Source organism: Paenibacillus pinihumi DSM 23905 = JCM 16419 (genome assembly GCF_000422505.1).
Classification (GTDB): Bacteria; Bacillota; Bacilli; order Paenibacillales; family Paenibacillaceae; genus Paenibacillus_D; species Paenibacillus_D pinihumi.
Map to the genome: position 1 here is coordinate 180,591 of NZ_KE383868.1, position 20,804 is coordinate 201,394.

Below are 20,804 nucleotides of genomic sequence, written 5' to 3' on the forward strand. Positions count from 1 at the left end.
CTTTCTTAGTGGTTTGAAGGTTCTTTTGCACATAATATGGGATTTTCTCACTCAGGCTTCTCCTTTTCGGACAGCCCCATGTTCAGGTTTCTTGATAACCAATTTATTTTATTATTCAGCCAAAAAGACTACATATTTCGCACCTCATACTCGTAGGTTTGATTCTGATAAGTGATCTCTTCCAGCAGATTCCCGTTCCGGGAACTAATTACATTCAAGACACTTCAGCCCTCCGTCATGTGCCGGAACCACCTGGATTACATAGCTTTCCAACCCGGATACGATTGGAAGTAAATATGCATTACTGATTTTAACTGTTACGTTATAAATTATAATGTCCCCTTTAGCTGCTAACCACAGCTTCCTGTTTTATCTCTGCAACGATCTGGAAAAAATTGATTCCAAGATTTAGCGCTTTTGAGCGCACTAACACCAATGCAGCGGGTCTGGAATGCAAGCTGGCGGCTTTGGCGGTGCCGCTGCGGTCATCATCTGTTCCCATGTTACAGGTTGTGACGGTGACGGATTCAAATATTGGGACAACTTCTGTCCGTTTGGACACGTCGTCGTGCCGTCCATGACATCCTGCGTGGCTTGCGTTGTCGCAAGTGCCATCCGCACCTGCTCCAGCGTATTGTCATCCCCCGTACGGACGAACATCAGCACAGAGCCGTAAACATGCAATGATGCATCCTCAGTACTATTAATTACGTAAAATTCGCCATAACCCTCTTGCAATACGGTCGTATCCGAATTGATGTTCGTCATATGCCACTCGCTTCCCGGCACGATAACCTTATCAATCGCTGCTGAAGGCAGAAGCGCATAACCGTTGTCGCTGAAGGCGGTTTGAATGTCGGATGACAGATTTTGCCCGTCGAACTCTGTGCTCATGGATTGCGGCAGATCGAATAAATGAACGCCGATCGGCCCGCCGGATACAATTAGTGAACCGGAAATTTCAACAATATTATAGACCGGGTATACCGAATTGGAGCCGTTCACAATCGTCCAGTAACTGCCTTGAATATTGACGGTTACGGCAGCATTTGATTCCAGCTGATAGCCATGCTGGTCAAATTGCCCGCGCAAATCCTCGGAAATGGTGCCTTGATCCAGATTCGCCCCATAGGACTCCGAAAGGGTGAAGAACGGGCCTTGATCAAGCGATACGGCGGCATTTGTCAGCACCGCGCCTTGCAAGCGGGCCTCCACGAACGTAGCCCCTTGCATATTGGAGTAAGCAAGCGAGGATTGCTTCTTGTTAGCCGAAGCTGTCAAGTAAGCACCGTTGAAACTGGTGCCGATGAGGTTGGCAGAATCGAGATTGCAGCCGTACATGCGCGCCTGTGAAAAATCCATGCTGGCAAGGTTTGCGTTCGCAAGATCGGCCTCCTCCAGATTGGCGTTGTCCGCCTTAGCCGATTCGCCATACCAGTTCACTCCGGACATATTGACCGCGTACAGGTTTGCGCTGGTAAAGATAGCGTTAGGCATATACGCTCCGGCGAGCACGGCAGCATTGCTTGTGTCCGTACCCATCCAGACGTCCAAGACTGTACCGTCGTTCGTAATCGTATACACCGTATTGCCGTCGATAACGAGCCAGTTGTTGCCTGGAATGCGGACCGTTACTGTAGCACCGCCGGATAAAGGATGTCCGGCAGCCACAAACGCATTTTTAATGCTGTCATCGACGGCTCCTTTATCCAAATCCGAAGCAAGAGAAGTGCTTAGCGTGAACGAGATGGAAATAGCTCCGAGCTGCGCGCCCGTCAAATCTGCTGATGTTAAGGTAGCGTTCGACAAACTGGCACTGTACAGCTTAACGCCGTTTTTTAATGAAGCTTTCGTCAAGTTCGCATAGCTGAAATCCGCTCCGGTCAGGTCGCAGCCGTCAAGCACAGCGCCCGTCAAATCGGCGTGAGCGAAGGTGACCTCTTGCAGCATACAATTGCTGAGGAACACATTTTGCATGCTTGCCCCGGTAAAATCGGTATCCGCGTCGATCTCCGCTGTCGTCAGCGTCTGATTGTCCAGCTTGGCATAAGCGAGTGTTGTGCCGGGAATATGAAAATCGGTTACCATGGCGCTCGTCAGATCCGCCTTCGTCAAATTTGCCTTGTCGAATCGTGTCTCCGTCGCCGTTGCCCCGTACAATATGGCCCCGGTTAAATTTGCGTTCTGAAACCCGGCCCGGATGATCACAGCATCCGTCATGTCCGCCCCGGTCAAATTGCTGCCTTCCAGGTTGCTGTCGGATAGCTTGGTGGAGGTCATCACGGCATTGGTAAAATCGGCATTATCCGCCGCAATATCGTTTATCACCGCGTAAGACAGCGTTGTCCCCGCCAGTACTGCATGCGACAGCTTCAGATCGTTCCCTGTAAATAACGCCCCGTACAGGTTGCAGCCTGACAAATCGGCGTGTGACAAGTCCGCATCCTCGAAGCTGACTCTTTCCAAATCGGCCGAAGCCAAATATGCCCACGTCAAATCGACGTCCGCTGCAAACTCCGCTGTTTGAATATCGGCGAGGCCGGGTGCAAAGGTCACTTGAAGAAGCTGAGTCGTTGTTGGCGCATTGTCCGTTGACACCTGGCTTACGGTGCTGTTGCTCAAGTTGACATAAAAGGACTCTCCCGAAGCCTGCTCAATAAGCCGCACCGAGACGGATTCCGTCTTTAGTGTGAATACCGTCGGTGAACCCGTTCTGGATTCCGTAGCGGCATAGCCGCCGTTGCCGTTGTAAGCGACATAGTTTCCATTATTCGCTTGCAGCCAAAAACCGCTGCCTGCATCACCGTAGGCGTTAAACCGCTGGTCCGGACCGGGTGTTTGCACCGGAACGGCAACCAGCTGTCCGTCCGATTCATCAAGGCTCATAAAGATGTCGCCGTCCATACTGCTAAAAGCCCACTTTCCGATAAAAGTCATCATATCTGTACCCATTCGTTTCACCTTTCTTTCTTTTGATCCCTTCTTTCGCAGCTTGAGCGCGACAGTTCCTTGTTGCCGCTTAAACAACTGGAATATCATAAACCTCGAGCTTATCGCCGCTGCGGATCACATCGTACGTCTTTGCCCCATCGGTCACTTGCCAGTATCCACTTTCGCTGACCGTTACGATCTGTGCCTGGTCGGTAAGCGTAATCCCGTGTTCTGCAAAAATCGACTGCACAGCGGGAACATCATGATTATCGAAATCAGGCTCGACGTCCAAATCAAGATCAAAGAGCGGCGGCGTCGGAGTCCAGTGGCTGATCGTCGGCTCCGTCCGGTTGTTGGCCCCGACTATGGCCTCATAGTTTAGCGTATACACGTTGCGCCACACATCAATGACGAACTTGGCCGCGCTTATATACTGCGGGTCTGCCGGCTGCAATCGCACATCCGGGGTCCGTACAAGAAACGTACCGTCCGGTGCATAAATATCCAAAATATAATTGCTCGGCACATTGCCACTTCCGGTATAGGACAGCACGTAAACATACCCTTTTGCTTCAACGGCGACATCCAGATACGTGATATCGGTCAGATTGTCAGGGTTATACAGAGGCAGATAAGACAAGTACCGGTTCACGTTCAGCACCTGACTGTCTGCGGCATCCTGGGCGATATAATACGATTGTGCGCCGTTCCAATCTTCCACGACCCAAATGGTGCCTTGAGCGCGTACGCACACGCTAACATTCGTAAGGGTGTCGTACACGCTAAGCGATATTCCAGCTTGCCGGATATCGTAGACCGCGCTGCGCGTCGGATCGGTAATCGTCCAGTCCTCACCCTCAGTCATCACCGTGACATACGAACTGACCTCATGATCGTCCATCGCGCCGGGGTCGTACGCAAGATAAACGCCCTCATCAGCGAATGCGCTAATCAATGAATCTGTCAGCACGCCCGAATTTAAATCGGAGGCAAGTCCCCCTTCAAGATCGAAAATATGCGTAAGGCCGCTTGCCTGAAACTGCTGCTGCAGCGCAGGCGAGAAGACACCGTTATCCAAATCGGGGGCATAGTCGGCACTGCTGAGCGTAAACAGGAATTCGCCCAAAAAGCCCGCTACCGGATTTCCGCGTACGTCAAACGCCTGAATGCGTTTGTTCAATGTTTCCAAAATAAGGATACGTCCGTCCGGTGCGACTGCCAGCGCCCGGGGCCCTTGCAGCAAGCCTTGGCGGACGCCGATGCCCGATACCATCTGTGCGTCCTGCGCGTGAGCATCGTCCGCCGGTTCATCCGGTATCTGCAAAATTTCCATTTTGCTGTCCTTCCAACTCACCGCAATAACGGCTCCGGTCGGATGCACAACGACTGCGTCCAAATTCGGCAAATTAAATTTGCCCCAGCTTGGCAAATCCGGGTCGTCCAGACCGAAGCCCGGCTGGCCGTCCATGATATTCACTTGCCGCAAATGAAACGCATCATTGCGTGTGTCCACAATAAAGTTATACACGCTGATCTGCTGCTCCCCGCCGTCCTCCGGCTCCACGCCGAACTGGTCGTAGGCGATAGCGGGTTGTACAGCAAACGGTGTCTCAGACAGCTTGTAACGGGAGTCGGGATCCGCGAGCACCGATAAGCTTTGCGCGTAGTAGTTTTGGCTGGACGCATTCCATACATAACCGATGACATATGCCTGGCCGTTCAGCGTAATGCCGACAGGGTTGCAAATATAGTTGCCCCCGCTGCTGCAATCGAGGTTCGTCACCGTAGCTGTCGGCATATCCCCGGCATGCCAAGTATGTTTTTGGCTTGCGCTGTCAAAAATGATTTTTTCCTTGTAGGTGTACTGTGTATCCCGGGTAAGCGGTACGAGAATTTCTGTAATATTGCCGGTTTGCGTCATTGTGGTCGAACCAACGTCCGGGAAGGCAGGCAGCCAGTCGCCCTGGTATTTGCCGCATAACCAACCGCTCTCCGAGTAAATGCCGGCGATAATTTGTAATGTACCACCGACGGGAACATCCTCAAACGTTAGCTGCAGCGGTGTATTCGACGTCGTCTCCGGCATGCTGCCAGTGAGCACGAAGTTCGTCCCGCCCTGATACTGGACGGTGACCTGATAATGATGTGACACGGCCGGCCATACCGCCGTGTCGGGAGTTCCCGCTTCGCCGTGCGCCGGGTCCGGGTGCAGTGTAAACTGCAAATCCATCGCACGGGTAACGGTTACTTTGAGCGTGGCGGGCGACGAAATAATTTCCCCGGTCGTGGTGGCGATCTGTGCGATATCCACGGCCATGTTGGCCACCCGGAGCGCCCAGCCGGCAAAAGGAATATGATCCTCCATCTCCTGAACGGTAACTTCCTCGGTAATATGCAGAACCAGCTTCTCCAACCCTTTGGAGAACAAAATCCCGGCCACCGCATTGGCCAAATTGATCAGCAGCGCTCTTGTATTGCCAAGCGCCACCTCCGTTGCCGCATACCCTGTCACAATTCCGAAAGAAGCGGCCAGCACGGCTATTACATTGTCCGGGTCTTTGACAAAGTCGTTATACCACTTGCTGTTCTTGATTGCCGTCTTGGAAGCCAGAAAAATCAGCGGAATGGTGTATTGAAACAGACCGGTCATAATCGCGCCGGAAACGTCGACATCACCGTCCCAGTATGAGGTTCCGAGACCCCCGAACAGCAGGTCAACATGTGTCGCATCACTTGGAAACGCGAATGACAACGTCTCCGGGTCGGCCGGCATCGGAATGCCCATAATCGTATCGACTGCCGAAAGGGATGTAATATATTTTTTGTAATCGGTCTCGAACCAACCGTTTACCGGGTCCGGAAGCTGATCGGCCCATCCTTCGGGATTTTGAATTGGATCACCGTTCTCGTTGAAAAATTCGGCATACGCCGCAAGTGTCCGTAGATACGTATTGCTAGCCTGAATAGAAAACTGGTTGTCGCCATTAAACGCAAGCGTTCCGGCGTTCACAGACAACCCGTGGTTCGGGGTCTGATTGGTCACCGTCCATTTGTATGTCGGGTTCGTGCTCTCTGTGGACGTCTTCGGCCTCGCGGATGAGAACGATTGCCGCGCCGGCGGACCGCCAGAGGCAGCCTGTTTTTGAAAAGCCGTCTTCCCCTGGCTGACGGACCACGTCTGATTTTGCAGCCGGGCATCGTCGCTCGCCGACTGCATGGCGGAGCAGTTCGGCGCGGTGGCGTACTGGGTAGTTTCATCGGAGAGTTGATAAATCAAGATCCGGTCGCCTGCCTTGTGCGAGCCGAAGTCATATTCAAAATACATCGGATTGCCGTCTTTATCGGTGGAATCGGTAATTTTCGCCCAGCCGCCTGTCGAACTTGCTTGCCCTTGTGCGGAGATGGCTGTGGCCAGATCGTATACCCTTTGATATTGGGCCGGGTCGACGCTCTGAGGCGGAACGATATGATCATGGGTCACGATGGTCGCCGTATAGGGCTGGCTGGAGGCCATCTCCGGGTTGGAGAACAAAATCGCAATCGCGATGTCCCATGGTGTGTACGCCGCATCAGCATCGACGCTGGCCTGAATCAGTTCAGCGTCGCTCAGTCCGTCCGGCAGCTGCGTCACACCAAGAGTGCCAAGCTTCGGATGGTGATGGTGGATGCCGCTTCCGGCCAGTTTGCGTTCAAAATAAGCCCGCCGGTTCCGCTCTGGAATATGGATCGAAACATGGTGCAGCATAGGGAGATATATGGAAGGATTTTGATCAGGCGAAGTGACACGAATCCGGGTTAAGCGGTCGGCGGGAAAAATATCGTCCGGCACTTCCGCATAGTGCGTGAACTGCTTCAGGCTCTCTTCCGGCAGCAGGGCGAGCGCCCGGTTGCTTGCCGCCGCCTGACGAAGCGTATGCTTCACATGCGCGCTCAGCGGGAAGCGACTTGTTCCCACATGTAAAGTGAGCTGCTCAACGGAACAGTTTGCCGCAAGCTGGAAATGCAATCTTTTGGCCATCGTTCATGCTCCTTTTTTAAAGGTTGAAAACACTAAGGACTTTCAGCTGGATGAAGATTGGCGCTCTGCCGCTGCGAATGGCGTCATACTTCCGCGGCCCGTCAATGACTTGCCAGCTGCTGCTGCATAAGAAACAGGCTTCGTGGATTTCACGAAGCCCATACCGTAAGTAAAGGAGTCGTCAGCCCACAGAGCTATATTCACGTGCCAGCTGGTGCTGCTCAACGAATTGGCGGACCAGCTTGCCGGATAGCGACGAAATGCTGTTTCCGCTCAGCAGCTCGCCGATCATGGGTGCAACGCCAAACTCGTTCAGCAAACGCGCCCTCAGCCGGATCGCCATCATGGAATCAAGCCCGATCTCAGGCAATGCTTTGGTCGTGTCTACCTCATCGGCTGCGAAATGCAACAAATCAGCAATGATGATTTCCAGATGTTGCCGGACGGCAAGCTCCCGCTCGTGCGGGGCAAGCATTTTAATCGCCTCGATCGCAAGCTCTCCGGATTCTGATACGCCGGCGCAGCCGGAATCGTCCTCCTCCAGCAGCTCGAGCAGCGGAATATAGTCATACAGCTTGCGGAAGGCGCGCCATCCCGCGGAAAGCGCAACGATCTGGGTGACGTTTTGCCCGAGCAAATGCTCAAACAGCCGCATACCGACGGCAGGGGTTATAATGTCGATGCCATTTGTCTCGAAAATATCGGTCAATTGCAGCTTCTCCACCATTCCGACAGACCACGGTCCCCAGTTGATGCTGAGTGCCGGCAGGCCGAGAGAACGGCGGTAAGCGGCGAGCGCATCAAGGCATGCGTTGCCTGCCGCATAGTTTCCCTGCCCCGCAGCCGGAAGCAGCGAGCCGAGCGAGGAGAACAGGACGAAAAACTCCAGCGGTTGTTCGAGCATCGCCTGATGCAGCAACCATGCGCCCATTGCCTTCGGGTCGTACGCTTCGTCGAATATCCGGCCGTCCATTTGCGTCAGCAGCACGTCCTTCACTGTTCCCGCGCTGTGCACGACGCCGCGGATCGGCAGTGATCCGCCCGCTTCATACTGCTGGATAAATCCGGACATTGCAGCCTCGTCCGTCATGTCTACACCCACGACAGAAATGTGCGCCCCTGCTGCTTCCAACTCCCGGACAAAAGCAATCCGCTCCCCTTCCCGGCTGTCCGCAGCTATCCGGTCCCACCTCGTCCGCTCAGGCAAGCTGGTCCGACCGAGCAGCAGCAGGTGTCGGGCTCCTTTGTGAACGAGCAGCCGGGCCACCTCCTGGCCGATCGCGCCGAATGCTCCCGTCACGAGATAAGCTCCGTCAGCCCTGCACCGCATTGGGAGCGAGGATGGCGTCTCGCTGTCCCGCTTCAGTCTCAGCACATAGCGACGGTTCTCCCGGTAAGCGATTTGGTTTTCTGCATCGCCCGCTGTCATTTCATTCACCAGGCTTTGTGCTGTATAAGCGGCTGAGGCGCGCGGGTCCATATCAATCAGCCCTTTGCCGTACTGGCTCATCTCCTGCTGGCCGATATATCTTCCGAGCCCCCATGCACCCGCCTGGAATACGGCAACCGGCCGCTCCTCCCCGGGGATGCTTTGCGCCCCTTGTGTAACGATCCATACACCGGTGTCGGCACCGGTGCGCGCGAGGCTTTGGGCCAAATACAGAAGCGAGTGCGTGCCAATGCTCTTGATCCGGTCCCATTGCCCGCCGAGCTGCCGTCCGGCCAGCTCCTCCATCGCAGGCAGATCGGCGTTCCAGATGTGCACAACGCCAGACAGCGCACCTCCTGTCACCTGCACTGCATCAGCTAGCAGCCGGTCATAGTGGGCCGAGACCTTCGGATCGATCCGGCTTGCTCGTGCTTCACCTCCGAAGGCGTACCCGTCCCCGGCGGCGACGAGCAAGCAATTGTTGCCTTCTCTGCGCAGCAGCGCCGCTGCTTCTTCGGCGATGCCCCTGGCATCAGCCAAAATCAGCCATGTGCCGGGTGCCCTGCGGCCCAAGGCGACAGCCGTATCCGGATTGGCAACCGGGAGCTCGGCCTCCCGCCACTCCAGCCTGTTCAGCCAGCGCCGTGCCTGCAGTCCGTCCATCCGGCTCGTCGCCGCCCCGACCGATCGCTTCACAAAGTCAAGAAACTCGGCGACCAGCTTCCCCTGCTCGTTATAGACACGCAGGTTGCCACGGGTAAGGGTCCCGTTGCGCTCGCTCATCCGGCTGTGCGCCCATAGACGCCCGCCCGGTCTCTCATAAAAACGAATGCTCCCGATTCCCACAGGGATGCGGAATTCATGCCCGAAATCTCTGGGCTGCTCGCCCTCAACCGGAAATTCAGCGGCGAGCAGTGCCTGGAAGCACGCATCCATCAAGCTTGGATGAAAGCCGTATTCCCGCGTGACTGCGTCCTCCAACGGCAGCTCGATCTCCACCCACGCTTCGTCCTCTCCCAGATGTACCTGCTGAATGCCTTGAAATGCAGGACCATAGTCGAAGCCGGTATTTTTTAAAATACGGTAAGCCTTCGCTTGATCGATAACCATAGGTGTCGCTTGGCGGGCAGCTGTAATATCGACGGCTGCTTCACCCGGGTGATGCTGAACTTGTCTTAACCGCCCGGAAGCGTTCAGTACGAATGCCGAGCGCTGCTCATCCTGTGCGGAAAAAATACGGAACGTGCCATTTTCTGCATCCAGCACATGCTGTATGACCGCCGACGGTTGGCTCGGAGGCAGTGTCAAGCCCCGATGCAGCTCCAGCTGCTCCAGTACGCAGCTGCCTTCGGCCAGCGACAGCGTCTGCGCGATCGTCGCCATTGCACCCTCAATGTACGCTGCTGCCGGGTACAGCACCTGGTCCAGTACGCGGTGATCCCGCAAATAAGGGAGGCGGCGCAGCGTGATTTCGCTTTCCCAAGCTTTGGCGGCTCCCGGAAGCGGCCGGCCGAGCAGCGGATGATCCTTGTGGCCATGGCGAATGTGCCGGATAAATTCGGGCTCATGCCAATAGCGCTTTTTCTGCCACGCATAGGCCGGGAGCTTCGTCCATCGTCCCTGGCGGCAGACCGCCTGCCAGTCCGGTTCAAATCCGGCCGTGTAGAGCTCTGCCAGCCCGCGCATCATCGCTTCAGACTCATCCTCCTTGCGGCGGATGGAAGCGACCACGAGTCCCGGCTTGTCGCCCAGGCATTCCGCCAGCGGTCCCGCCAGCACGGGATGGGCACCAATTTCCAGAAAATTCGTAAATCCTTGCTGGATGAGCCGGTCGATGGCAGATGCATAAGCTACCGTCTCCCGTACATTTCGCCACCAGTAAGAACCGTCTATCTCCTCGCCACGAACCTCGCCTGCGGTTACGGAAGAATACAGCGGAATGGATACCGTGCGGGACTCAACCCGATTCAGGCTATTGATCAGTTCTTCCTTGACCGGGTCCATATAGCGGCTGTGGAACGGCGCTTGCACGCGCAGCATCCGGGTAAACAGCTTTTTCTCCTCTGCCCGCCGTACAATTTCCGCCAAAGCCTCTTCATCGCCGGATAACGTAACGGAAGATGGGCTGTTGACCGCGCCGATTCCGACTTTATCCTCCAGACCGGCCAGCAGCTCCGCAGCTTCCGTCCCGGAGACGGCGACGAATGCCATTCCCCCGGTGCCGCCCATCCGGTCGAGCAGCCGGCTGCGGTGGTAGACAACGCGAAGCGCGTCCTCCAGCGTGTAGACGCCCGCCTCGTGAAAAGCGGCTACTTCGCCTGCACTGTGGCCAATAATCATGTCCGGCACTATGCCCCAGGAACGCCACAGCGCGGCAAGCGATACTTGCAGCAGAAAGCTGAGCGGCATCGAGATCCCTGTCTCATTCATACGGCTGTGGGCCTCATCCTTGAGCAATTCCTCCAGCATGGACCATCCGGCAACCGGGGTGAACAGCGCGTCGCCTCGCTCCATAATTGCCCGGAAGACGGGCTCCCGCTGCAGCAGCTGTCTGCCCATCCCGTACCATTGCGGTCCCATTCCGGAAAATGTCCATACGAGCTTGGGCTTCTCCCCGGACGGCTTTCTGCCGAAGAAAACACGTTTGCCCCGCTCTGCATCGCTAGTCGGACCCGAGCCGTTCAGCTGCGCAGCCAGTTCCTCGCGGGTGCGGAACACGAACGCCTGCCGGTAGCTGTGGTGCTCACGCCGTACGCCTGCGCTCCAGCACAGGTCCTCCAGCGCGTGAGGCTGCAAATCGCCGCTTCCCGTCAGGCGGAGGTATGCCGCACGTGCTTGCGCAAGCGCCTCACTCTTGCGGGCCGACAGCGGCAGCACGTACACTTGTCCCTGCGAATTGTCCGCAGCCGCAGTTTCAGGACCCGCCTTCGCAGTCCTTCTCCCCGGCGGCGCTCCTGCTGTCTCGGAATCAGATCTGGCAGTCTCCCTCATGGCCGCGTCAGCTTCCCCTGTTGGTGCCATCTCGTTCTGCAAAGGCTCCCTCACAATCGCATGCGCATTTGCGCCACCAAAGCCGAACGAATTAACAGCGGCGATGGCAGGACCTTCGTGCTCTGGCCACGGCTCCAAGGCCGTCGGCACCTTCAGTCTCCAGCTATCGAAAGCAATCGCCGGATTCGGCTGCTGCAAATGCAAGTGCGGAGGAATTTGCCGGTGCCGGAGGCAGAGCACCGCTTTAATGAAGCCGGCGATGCCGGCGGCCGATTCGGTGTGGCCGATGTTCGTTTTGCACGAGCCGATAAGCAGCGGCTCGCTCGCCAGCCGTCCTTGACCGTACACCTCCCCGATCGCTCCCGCCTCAATCGGATCCCCTACCGGCGTTCCGGTACCGTGCGCTTCAACGTACCGAATGTCCGTCGGCTTAACGCCGGCCTTGCGGATCGTATCGCGGATCAATCTTGCCTGCGCGTTACCGCTCGGCACCGTAATGCCGACTGTATGCCCGTCCTGATTGACACCGCTGGCGAGAATGACCGCCTGAATCGGGTCGCCCGCTTCTACGGCGTCGGACAAACGCTTGAGTGCAACAACGCCGACGCCTTCCCCGCGGACGTATCCGCTTGCGGACGCATCGAACGTCTTGCAGCGCCCCTCAGGGGACAAAAAGCCGCCGGCGCTCTCGACCACGGTATATTGCGGTGCAAACGTCAGCACAATGCCTCCGGCAAGCGCCATTGCACTCTCTCCGCTGCGCAAACTCTCGCAGGCGAGATGCAGCGAGACGAGAGAGGAAGAGCAGGCGGTATCAATCGTCATCGACGGGCCGCGAAAATCGTAGATGTACGAAATCCGATTTGACAGCATCGTGGCCATGCTGCTGGCTGCACTGTATGTACTGACGCTGCGCTGGAACGGATCGCCGAACTGCAGCGCATGGTAGTCCAGCGCAAACGCGCCGATAAATACGCCGACATCAGTTCCCCTTAGCTTTGCAGGCACATGTCCGCCGTCTTCGAGCGCCTCCCAGGTGACCTCCAGAAGCTGGCGCTGCTGCGGGTCCATCCGTTCGGCTTCATTGGGTGAAATGCCGAAAAATTCAGGATCAAACTGGTCCATGCCGTCGATAAAGCCGCCAAAGCGGGTCACCATTTTGCCTTTGCGCCCGCGCTCGGGATCATAATAGTCATCCAGGCTCCAGCGCTCTGGAGGAACCTCGATAATGGCATCCTGCCCGCTTCGGAGCAGTTCCCAAAACTGCTCCGGATTGTTCACCCCTCCGGGAAACCTGCAGCCTATGCCGACGACAGCAATGGCATCCCGCGTATCCCGGCCAACAGCGTTTTGGAACGATTCTCTTTTTTCCATCAGTCAGCGACCTGCCTTTCTTAATTTATCTCATGTGGCAAATGGTGCCCATACGCAAACGGAGGCGACGGAATCACCGTCCGGTCCTTGCATCAGCTCATAACCAAGCGTGTAGATATTGCCCCACGGGTCGACACACAATTTATCTGTATTGACGCCTGCGGTGGAGGAGAGGAGCGCTCCGTCAGCGTCATAAATATCCAGTCCGTATTGGCTCGGCCGGGAGCCGTCTCCCTGATAATATAAAAGGTACATTCGACCTGAATTGTCGATATCCAGATCTAAATAATAGGTATTATTATCCGGTTTGAGCGGCAGCAACGCCGATGTTCCAAAGTACGGGTACGGATTGCCGAATACGTCGAACGCCTGCAGCCGGCGATTGCCTGCCTCCAGCACGATGAACTGGCCTCCCGGTGCTGCCGCTACCGCGACAGGCATAGACAGCAGTCCCTCGCGGGTTCCCCGCCCGCCGACCGATACCGGAACCGGCGCATCCGCATCGTTCACAGCTTCCGTGCCAAGCCGCACGATTTGCAGATTATTTTCCGCAGCCCCGACGGCGGCCGCAAAGCCTGCCGAATGGATGGCCAGATCGTCCACATAGCTTAACCCTAACGTTCCGAGACTTGTGCCTGAAGGGAAGCGGAACGGCGTTGTATCGCCTATTTCAATGGCTCTAAGCCCATACGGGGCCGTCCGGTTGTCGTAAAACAAGTTGTTCGCAGCCCCGTTGCCGCAGGCAATAGTAGCGACCGTATACAAGCCGCATGATGCCGGCTTGAGTGACTGCTGCACAGATGCCGACACAGACACAGCTTGGAGCCGGTACAGCTGCTGTCCGCCTGACCCTCCACTGCAAGGCAGCGCTGCCGGACCTGAAGCTCTCCATCCGTAGACCAGCGTTCGCACGGCTGCATTATAGGATATACCGGTCAACTGACACAAACGCGTGCCGGTATTGCTGCAATCCAGCGCGGTGTGCGTCGCCATGCCGAACGAAGAAGCATGCTTCCAGCCATAGCCGTTAATGTCGTCATAGGAAAGCGCCATGACCGGCTTGTATACGGTGGACGAATCAATGACCGCCTTCGCTTCTTTAAGAACGACAACCGTCTGCCGGGACGCTTGGCTTGTTACCGCCCCTTGGGCCAGCAACACACCTAGTTCATCATAGACGAACGCCTGCACCACGGCGTATTCCCTGCTGAGGACAGCCGGGAACGATACGTGTACGGGAGTGTTGGTCCAAAGGCCGTTCATTGTTCCTTCGGCGTATTTGCTTTCGCCGTCCGCCTCCCAGGTCACACGGTAGGACGCTGCCTTCAGCGGGTATGCGCCATGTGCAGGATCGGGCCGTACCTCGACGAGCGCATCCATAACGAGCCGCATGCTGTAAGATTGCAGGAGCGAGGCAGGAACGGATAGCGTCTGGACAATGCCGCTCATCGCCCCTGGCAATGTCGAAATCAGCCCTGAAAGCGACCAGTTCAGCCCTTGGGCGCCATTGATAAGAGCAGCATCGCCGAATTGCTTTTTCAACTCCGTCAGCAGCAGCGGCAAGGATCCGCCGAACAATAGCGTTCCGATCTGCTGCTGCAGCAACTGAAGCGCCTCCTCCGTAGAGGGGGCTTCCGTTAAAAATCCTGCGGCGCCTATAACTTCATCCAGCAATTTCTTATTGGAGATCAGCGAATTGTACCAGGTTTGATCAGGGGTTGTTGTCTGCCCTTTCATGATCCAGGGCACGGCATAGCCGAGCAGGCCGGTCACAATCAGCGGCAGCGCGTTCACGGTGGAATTCCAGCCTTGTGCACCCATTGTGCCGATAGTAAGTCGAATCGTCTCTGTTCCTGGCGGAGCGCTTCCCTCGAACTTCACCTGCTTTGTCGTCATGGGAATGCCTGCAATAGCGACAGTGGGTGGCACAAAGCAGAGAAATTTCATCGTTGCCGTCTCAAAGCCGGAACTGCCTCCCGGCAGCCGGGATACCCAGCCGTCAGGTGCAATCAAGTGGCCGTCCGCGTCGGCAAATTCCGCATACACGCTATAGAATGCCGGAGCTGCATTGCTCAACACGAATTGAAACGCTCCAGTAGCCGGGTCGGCGCTGACTGACTGGACCGTCAGGCCGAATTGCGGCTCGAACCGTTCCGCCGTCCACGCAAAGGGAGCAACAGGTGGCACAGAAGGTTGTATCGGACCTGGCTGGCCTTCTTGCAGCGTCCACAATTTGTCTTGTAAGGAAGCATCCTGCTTTACAAGCGCGAGTGTGCCTTGGAGGATTGCAACGGCGCTGCTTGCAGTTTTCTCCGACCAGTTGTACCCGTAGACAATCTCTGTCCCAAGCGTACCGACTTCCACCTTGCGGGCCCATCCGCCCGTCTCCGTTGCCGGACCTTGTGCGGAAATGGTGCTGGCAAACGCGTTGAGCACATTTTCCTGACTGTTAATATAGGCGAGCACCGGGGTGCTGACCGCCGCATCTGGCGAAGACAGCTCGGCATGGCTGCCGGCCAGTGCGCGCGCGTAATCGATCGGCGCAGAACTGCCCGCAACATCATTATCGGGGTGGTTCATAAACGTAAAAACACCTCTCTTTCTGACACCAGTAATCCATTCACGCCATGCATTCCTGCGACCTCGGCTGTTCCGTGGTGTCTATCAACTCCTGCACAGGATACTGCGAGGTTCAGCCGACGACAGCAGCGTGTCCGCAAGCTCCCCTCTCTTTACGGGCACCAGCTCTCCGGGCTTGGAACGCAAACGGGCGGGTTCGGCGGGGCGGCCGCCGTCATCATCTGTTCCCACGTAATGCGCTCCGGCGGCCGCTGATCCAAATAGCGGGACAGGCGCATGCCGTTCGGGCATGTTGTCGACCGGTCCATGGCATTCTGCGGAAGCTGCGTCGTCGGCAGGGCGATTCGCACATTTTCAAGCTCATGATCCGCTCCGGTACGAATAATCATCAGCACCCGTCCGTAAACGTGCAGCATATTGTCGTCATTGTTGTTCAACACGTAAAACTCGGAGTAGCCTTTTTGCAGCTTCGACGTATCCGATTCAATATTTTTCATATGCCAGAAGCTGCCCGGGATGATCACTTGATCGATATTAGCCGACGACAGCAGCGGATAGCCATTGTTGCTGAATGCATCCTGTATAGCCCGGGACACATTTTTTCGGTCCAAATCTGCACTGAGCGACTGTCCCATGTCAAATAGATGAACGCCGAACGGCCGGCCGGATACGTTAAGCTTCTGGTCCGCTTCCGCGATATTATAAACCGGATATACCGGGTCGGAGCCGTTTAAGATCGTCCAGCTGCTATTTGGAATGTTTACGGTAACCGTAGCGTTCAGAGCGAGCGGATAGTTGTTGGTCTGAAATTGAGTCCGCAAATCGGACGATATCATCTGATTGTTCAGACCGGCCGCATAAGACATAGACAGCGTGAAAAATGGCCCTTGGTCAAGCGACACGGCCGCATTTGTCAGCACGGCCCCTTGCAAATGCGCCTGGACGAACGATGCCCCCTGTACATTGGCAAAGGCGAGCGACGCGGGCTTTTTACTGACCGAGGTGCGTAAATAAGCACCGTTAAAAATGGTGTCGATCAAAATCGACTGGCTTAACGTACAGCCGTACATGCGAGCCTGCGTGAAATCCATGCTGCCCAAATTGGCGCCCGATAGATTGACATCCTCCAAATCGGCGTTATCGGCCTTGGCGGCAGCACCGTACCAGTTCACGCCTGACATATCGACCGCATACAAATTCGCGTTCGTGAACACCGCATTAGGCATATAAGCCCCGGCCAGCACGGCTGCATAGTGCTCGTTGGAGTAGACCCATACAATTAGCTCTGAGCTGTTGTTCGTGACCGTATAAATGGTGTTGACATTGGTAATGACCCAGTTCTCATTCGGGATACGCACCTCCACAGCGGCACTGCCCGACAGCGGATGCCCTCCGTTTTGAAATGCGGTCCGCACGCCCGAGGTGACCGACCCGCTGTTCAAGTCGGAAGCGAGCGATTTATTCATCGTGAACGATGCTTCCTTTGCTCCAAGCTGCGCGCCGGTGAAATCCGTCGATGTCAATGTCGCGTTGGACAGACTGGCACTGTAGAGCTTTACGCCTCCCGTAAGCTTTGCTTTAGTCAAATTGGCATAGCTGAAATCCCCCCCGGTCAGGTCGGTGTTGTCAAGCAGCGCTTCGCTCAGATCAGCGCGCGTGAACGTCACCTTGGGCAGTAAGCAACCGGTCAGCCGCACTTTTTGCATGCTCGCTCCGGTGAAATTCGTCTTGGCATCGATTTGCGCCGTCCGCAAATCCAGTTCGTCCAACTTGGCCGCGGCAAGCGTAGCGCCAGGCAGATGAATATCCTCCACACTGGCCTTCCTGAGATCCGCGCGCGTTAGATCGGCATTGTCCAATCTGGCGTTTCTTATTAGCGCTTCGCTCAAATTGGCGTCGGCCAGATTGCTGTTTTGGACGCGCGCATTCAAGAGCAGCGCCTTGGTCATGTTCGCTCCGGTAAAATTGCTGCCTTGCAGGTTGGCATCCGACAGCTTCGTACTCAGCATGGTTGAATTGGTCAAATTGGCACCAGGCATCGTCACCTGATTCATGACAGCGTAAGACATAATGGCGTCCACGAACTTGGCGCGGGATAAATTCGTATCCGTACCCGGAAACTGGGCTCCGTATAAATTGCAACCCGAAAGATCAGCGTCCGACAAATTGGAGTCGGTAAAAATAACCCGGCTTAAATCGGCGGATGCCATATAAGCCCAACTGAAATCGGAGTCCACCGCTACCTTGAATGCCTGAATGTCGTCAAGCCCAGGCGAGATCGTCTCTCGGCTTAGCAGCGTACTTGCCGGAGGATTGCTTACCGGCACCCGACTTACCGTACTGCCGCTGACGCTGACATAATACCTCGTGCCGGACGCCTGCTCTACAAGCCGGACAGAGGCTCCCGATGTCTCCAGTGTAAATAAGGCAGGGGAGCCGGTTCTCGGCTCCGCTGCGGTATATCCGCTCCCCTTATAAGCGACATATTTCCCGTTATTGCCCTGCAGCCAAAATCCGCTGCCCGTATTGCTGTAGCTGTTGAACCGCTGGTTCCCGCCCGGCGTGGAAGCGCCACCGGCCACAAGCTTACCGCTCGCATCCAAGCTAATGTACGAGCCGGCGCTCGTACTGCGCAGCGCCCATTTTCCGATAAACCGTTTATCCGAAGCCATCGCTTCTCCTCCCTGTTTCCAGCCTCCGGCTACAACTGATCGACCTGCTCGACGGAAACGGCTCCGCTCCTTCCGGTAATCCCCGGTGTCCCCGGTGTGCCGGACACGCCGTTTGCCCCGTCGCTAGCGCCGGACGGCGGCTGGCCCGGCGTTGTGCCGTTCAATCCTCCCGGACCGCCGACACCTGCACTCCCCGCAGGGCCGCCTGCCCCGCCGACACCGCCGGATGAATTGCCGGAGACAGGGCTTAGCAGCGAAGTCGTCACATACCGGACGGTAATATCCCCGCCGTTCCCCCCATTGCCCCCGTTACCTCCGTGTCCCGCGTTGCTGCCGTTGCCGCCGACACCGCCAAGTGCTGCCGGAAGCGAGTCCTGGCACTTGGAATCCTGCTGTCCCGCACTGCCCCCGGCGCTTCCATTGCCCCCGTTGCCGCCCCGTCCGCCGCTTCCGCCATTGCCTCCACGGCTTTCAATTGTAATCATCGACTGCGTCACGAACTCCTGCACCCGCAGCACAAAATCAAAGCCGTTGCCGCCCGCGCCGCCGTTTTCCCCGCTTATACCTGCTGATATCGCGTTTTGTCCGGGCTGTCCGTTGGTTGCCGGAGTGCAGTGCGGATTGTCATTTTTATTGTAAGAACCATTCTGGCCTCCGGCTCCGTTTTGTGTCGCGCTTTGCCCATCCGTACCGTCCGCTCCGTCCGCCCCTTCAGGCGGTTGAATTATAATATCGTACATAAACTCATTCCTCTCCTTATAAGTTCAGTCTGGCTCCGTGCTTTTCGGCTTACCGTCTGCCAGAAAAGCGCAGGCTGCCGATGCCCGCTTACCTGTCAACATCGGTTAATTGAGCGGCACATTGTTGACATACACTTTGCCAAGCGTGCCGCTGACGCCGTTCTGGCCGACGCTGCCGGCACCGCCACCGCCGCCGTTCGGGTTTCCTTGACCTGCGGAACCGCCGTTGCCGCCCCGTCCGCCTTGACCGGCCTGCCCGTAACCGGATGGCGGAATAACCTTGAATGATCCGCCCGGAGCTAATGTGGAATATGTAATGTTAATCGTCCCTCCGGCCCCGCCATTGCCGCCTTTACCGCCGTTTCCTCCACCGCCTCCATTTCCGCCCCTGCCTTGCGCCCCCTTTGAGCAATTGCCCGTTGCGGGCCCTCCCGGTCCCCCAGTCCCCCCGGTACCTCCGTTGCCCCCGTTGCCTCCATTCCCGCCATTGCCGCCTACTGAAGCGACAAGCACCTCGCCATTGACGGTATCAAGCGTGAGCACGACCGGTGCAGCATCTCCGCCATTGGAGCCATTTCCGCCAGCGCCCCCAGGATTGCCTGTACCTCCGGTTCCTCCTTGTCCCGGCTGCTTGTCACAAGAGTTTTTCCCGCTCGATCCCGAGCTTCCTGTTGATCCCGTGGTGCCGGTGCCGCCATTGCTGCCCGAGTTGCCCGGGGTTCCTGTCGTTCCCACATTAAGCATCGTGTAGCTGCCGGTGCCCGGCTCCTGAGTCAATACATTCGTGATCAGCTGAATATTGCCCGTAGCCATAAGCTTTCCGCCGGCACCAACTGTCACCGAACTATAATCGTGGACAACAGGCTGGTTCGTGCCTCCTTGCAGGGTTACCGTCTGCCCCGGCGGCACGTTCAGGCTGCCCGCGGCCAATATCGCCAGCTTTGTAGGGAAGAAATATTTCTGAATCGCTTCCTTGTACGATCTCACTTTCTTTGAATTGCCGCTGATATAGGCCGTATACGCTTTGCAAATTGCCGTTCTCTCCTGCGGCGTCAGATCATCGTATGCCAGTGCCGTTCTCCCCGCAGGCCACGGAGCAGGCACCTCGTGTCTTTCCTCCAAAGCGCCGTTCTCGAACAAATAATCCGGCTGGCCGCCAAATTCCTTAAACTCGTCAAGGGTATTGATCGTAACGTAAACCGGCTTTACCGGAGACGGCGCGTCCGGGTCGGCGGAAATAATGACAGGATTCGGTCCCTGGGCATTAATATCGATTCTTGGAAGCATCTCTTCCGTAAGACCGTAACGGGACATAAACACTTGGCGAAAACGATTCACTTCACTCATGGCATGGCGCCTCCTTGATATTCAATAATTGGTTTTCGTTTCAACAAAGTTTACTTTTTAATAAATTGATTAGCCGTAATAATGACGGGAGCATGGCAGATGATTTGTCCTTCCGGCTCCAGCGTTATCGAGTTGGCTGCCACGATGACCGGATCATGGCCTTGCGGCTCGATGACAAGCGGATTGTCCTTGGTCACGACGATATCTTCGGCCGCATACACGACAGCCTTCATCGGGAAATACCGGCGCTTTACCAAGTCTGTATAGCTGGACACCTCCTCCTGCTTTCCGGCCAATATGGCGCGCAGGGCGGCGTATACGGCCCGCTCCTCCGACTCGTTCAGCCCCTTGGGGTCGACTTCTCTTCTCACATGAGGCCAAGGCTCGGGCAACCTCGCCGGTGCGCCTGTCCCGGCAAACCCGCCAACAATGTCCTGCAGTTCCTCCACAGTTGCAATTGAAACCAGCTTGGCCTTCAGCGCCGACGGAAACTGTTTCTTGGCCGACAAATACGTCGGGCGTGCGGTGCCTTTGGTGGTCAGCGTGCCTTGATGGATGTCCGCTTTGGTCAAACCGAGCCGGCTGGACGTTTCTTTGAATAGATCGACCACGTGTTCTCCTCCTTATAAGTGGAACTATATATTTATGAAAAAGTCCCTGCCGGGCTTTAAGTGCTGTACCATGATGAAGCAGGCAGGCAGGGACGTTTCATACGGTAATTT

8 protein-coding genes are annotated in these 20,804 nt (G+C 56.4%); all 8 read right to left on the reverse strand.

Annotated elements, in window-relative coordinates:
- Window positions 1-426: 426 nt before the first annotated feature.
- The 8 genes from H583_RS0128450 to H583_RS0128490 all read right to left on the reverse strand — a co-directional run bounded on the left by H583_RS0128450 (window position 427) and on the right by H583_RS0128490 (window position 20,693).
- Window positions 427-2,952 (reverse strand): pentapeptide repeat-containing protein, encoded by a 2,526-nt coding sequence (locus tag H583_RS0128450; protein ID WP_028563448.1) that lies wholly within the window; start codon window positions 2,950-2,952, stop codon window positions 427-429.
- A 67-nt stretch (window positions 2,953-3,019) separates the two neighbouring features.
- Entirely contained in the window at window positions 3,020-6,949 is a 3,930-nt protein-coding gene (locus H583_RS0128455; RefSeq protein WP_028563449.1) for an NHL repeat-containing protein, read from the reverse strand.
- 181 nt (window positions 6,950-7,130) lie between these two features.
- Window positions 7,131-12,743, reverse strand: coding sequence for a type I polyketide synthase (locus H583_RS34635; protein ID WP_051237173.1), 5,613 nt, complete (start codon window positions 12,741-12,743; stop codon window positions 7,131-7,133).
- Between the two features lie 30 nt (window positions 12,744-12,773).
- The gene (locus H583_RS0128470; RefSeq protein ID WP_028563450.1) at window positions 12,774-15,323 is read right to left on the reverse strand and encodes an NHL repeat-containing protein; all 2,550 of its coding nucleotides are present in this window, start codon (window positions 15,321-15,323) and stop codon (window positions 12,774-12,776) included.
- 152 nt (window positions 15,324-15,475) lie between these two features.
- Window positions 15,476-17,995, reverse strand: coding sequence for a pentapeptide repeat-containing protein (locus tag H583_RS0128475; RefSeq protein WP_028563451.1), 2,520 nt, complete (start codon window positions 17,993-17,995; stop codon window positions 15,476-15,478).
- Window positions 17,996-18,024: 29 nt separating this feature from the next.
- Window positions 18,025-18,735, reverse strand: a complete 711-nt coding sequence (locus tag H583_RS37920; protein WP_028563452.1) for a hypothetical protein — start codon at window positions 18,733-18,735, stop codon at window positions 18,025-18,027.
- 105 nt (window positions 18,736-18,840) lie between these two features.
- Window positions 18,841-20,082 (reverse strand): hypothetical protein, encoded by a 1,242-nt coding sequence (locus H583_RS34645; RefSeq protein ID WP_036711361.1) that lies wholly within the window; start codon window positions 20,080-20,082, stop codon window positions 18,841-18,843.
- A gap of 50 nt (window positions 20,083-20,132) precedes the next feature.
- The gene (locus tag H583_RS0128490; RefSeq protein WP_028563453.1) at window positions 20,133-20,693 is read right to left on the reverse strand and encodes a hypothetical protein; all 561 of its coding nucleotides are present in this window, start codon (window positions 20,691-20,693) and stop codon (window positions 20,133-20,135) included.
- Window positions 20,694-20,804: the final 111 nt, after the last annotated feature.

Bases quoted from the DNA above. Each gene is read 5' to 3' on its own strand.
- H583_RS34645 (WP_036711361.1), bottom strand. From the start codon at position 20,082: ATGAGTGAAGTGAATCGTTTTCGCCAAGTGTTTATGTCCCGTTACGGT.
- H583_RS37920 (WP_028563452.1), bottom strand. From the start codon at position 18,735: ATGTACGATATTATAATTCAACCGCCTGAAGGGGCGGACGGAGCGGAC.
- H583_RS34635 (WP_051237173.1), bottom strand. From the start codon at position 12,743: ATGGAAAAAAGAGAATCGTTCCAAAACGCTGTTGGCCGGGATACGCGG.
- H583_RS0128470 (WP_028563450.1), bottom strand. From the start codon at position 15,323: ATGAACCACCCCGATAATGATGTTGCGGGCAGTTCTGCGCCGATCGAT.
- H583_RS0128455 (WP_028563449.1), bottom strand. From the start codon at position 6,949: ATGGCCAAAAGATTGCATTTCCAGCTTGCGGCAAACTGTTCCGTTGAG.
- H583_RS0128475 (WP_028563451.1), bottom strand. From the start codon at position 17,995: ATGGCTTCGGATAAACGGTTTATCGGAAAATGGGCGCTGCGCAGTACG.
- H583_RS0128450 (WP_028563448.1), bottom strand. From the start codon at position 2,952: ATGGGTACAGATATGATGACTTTTATCGGAAAGTGGGCTTTTAGCAGT.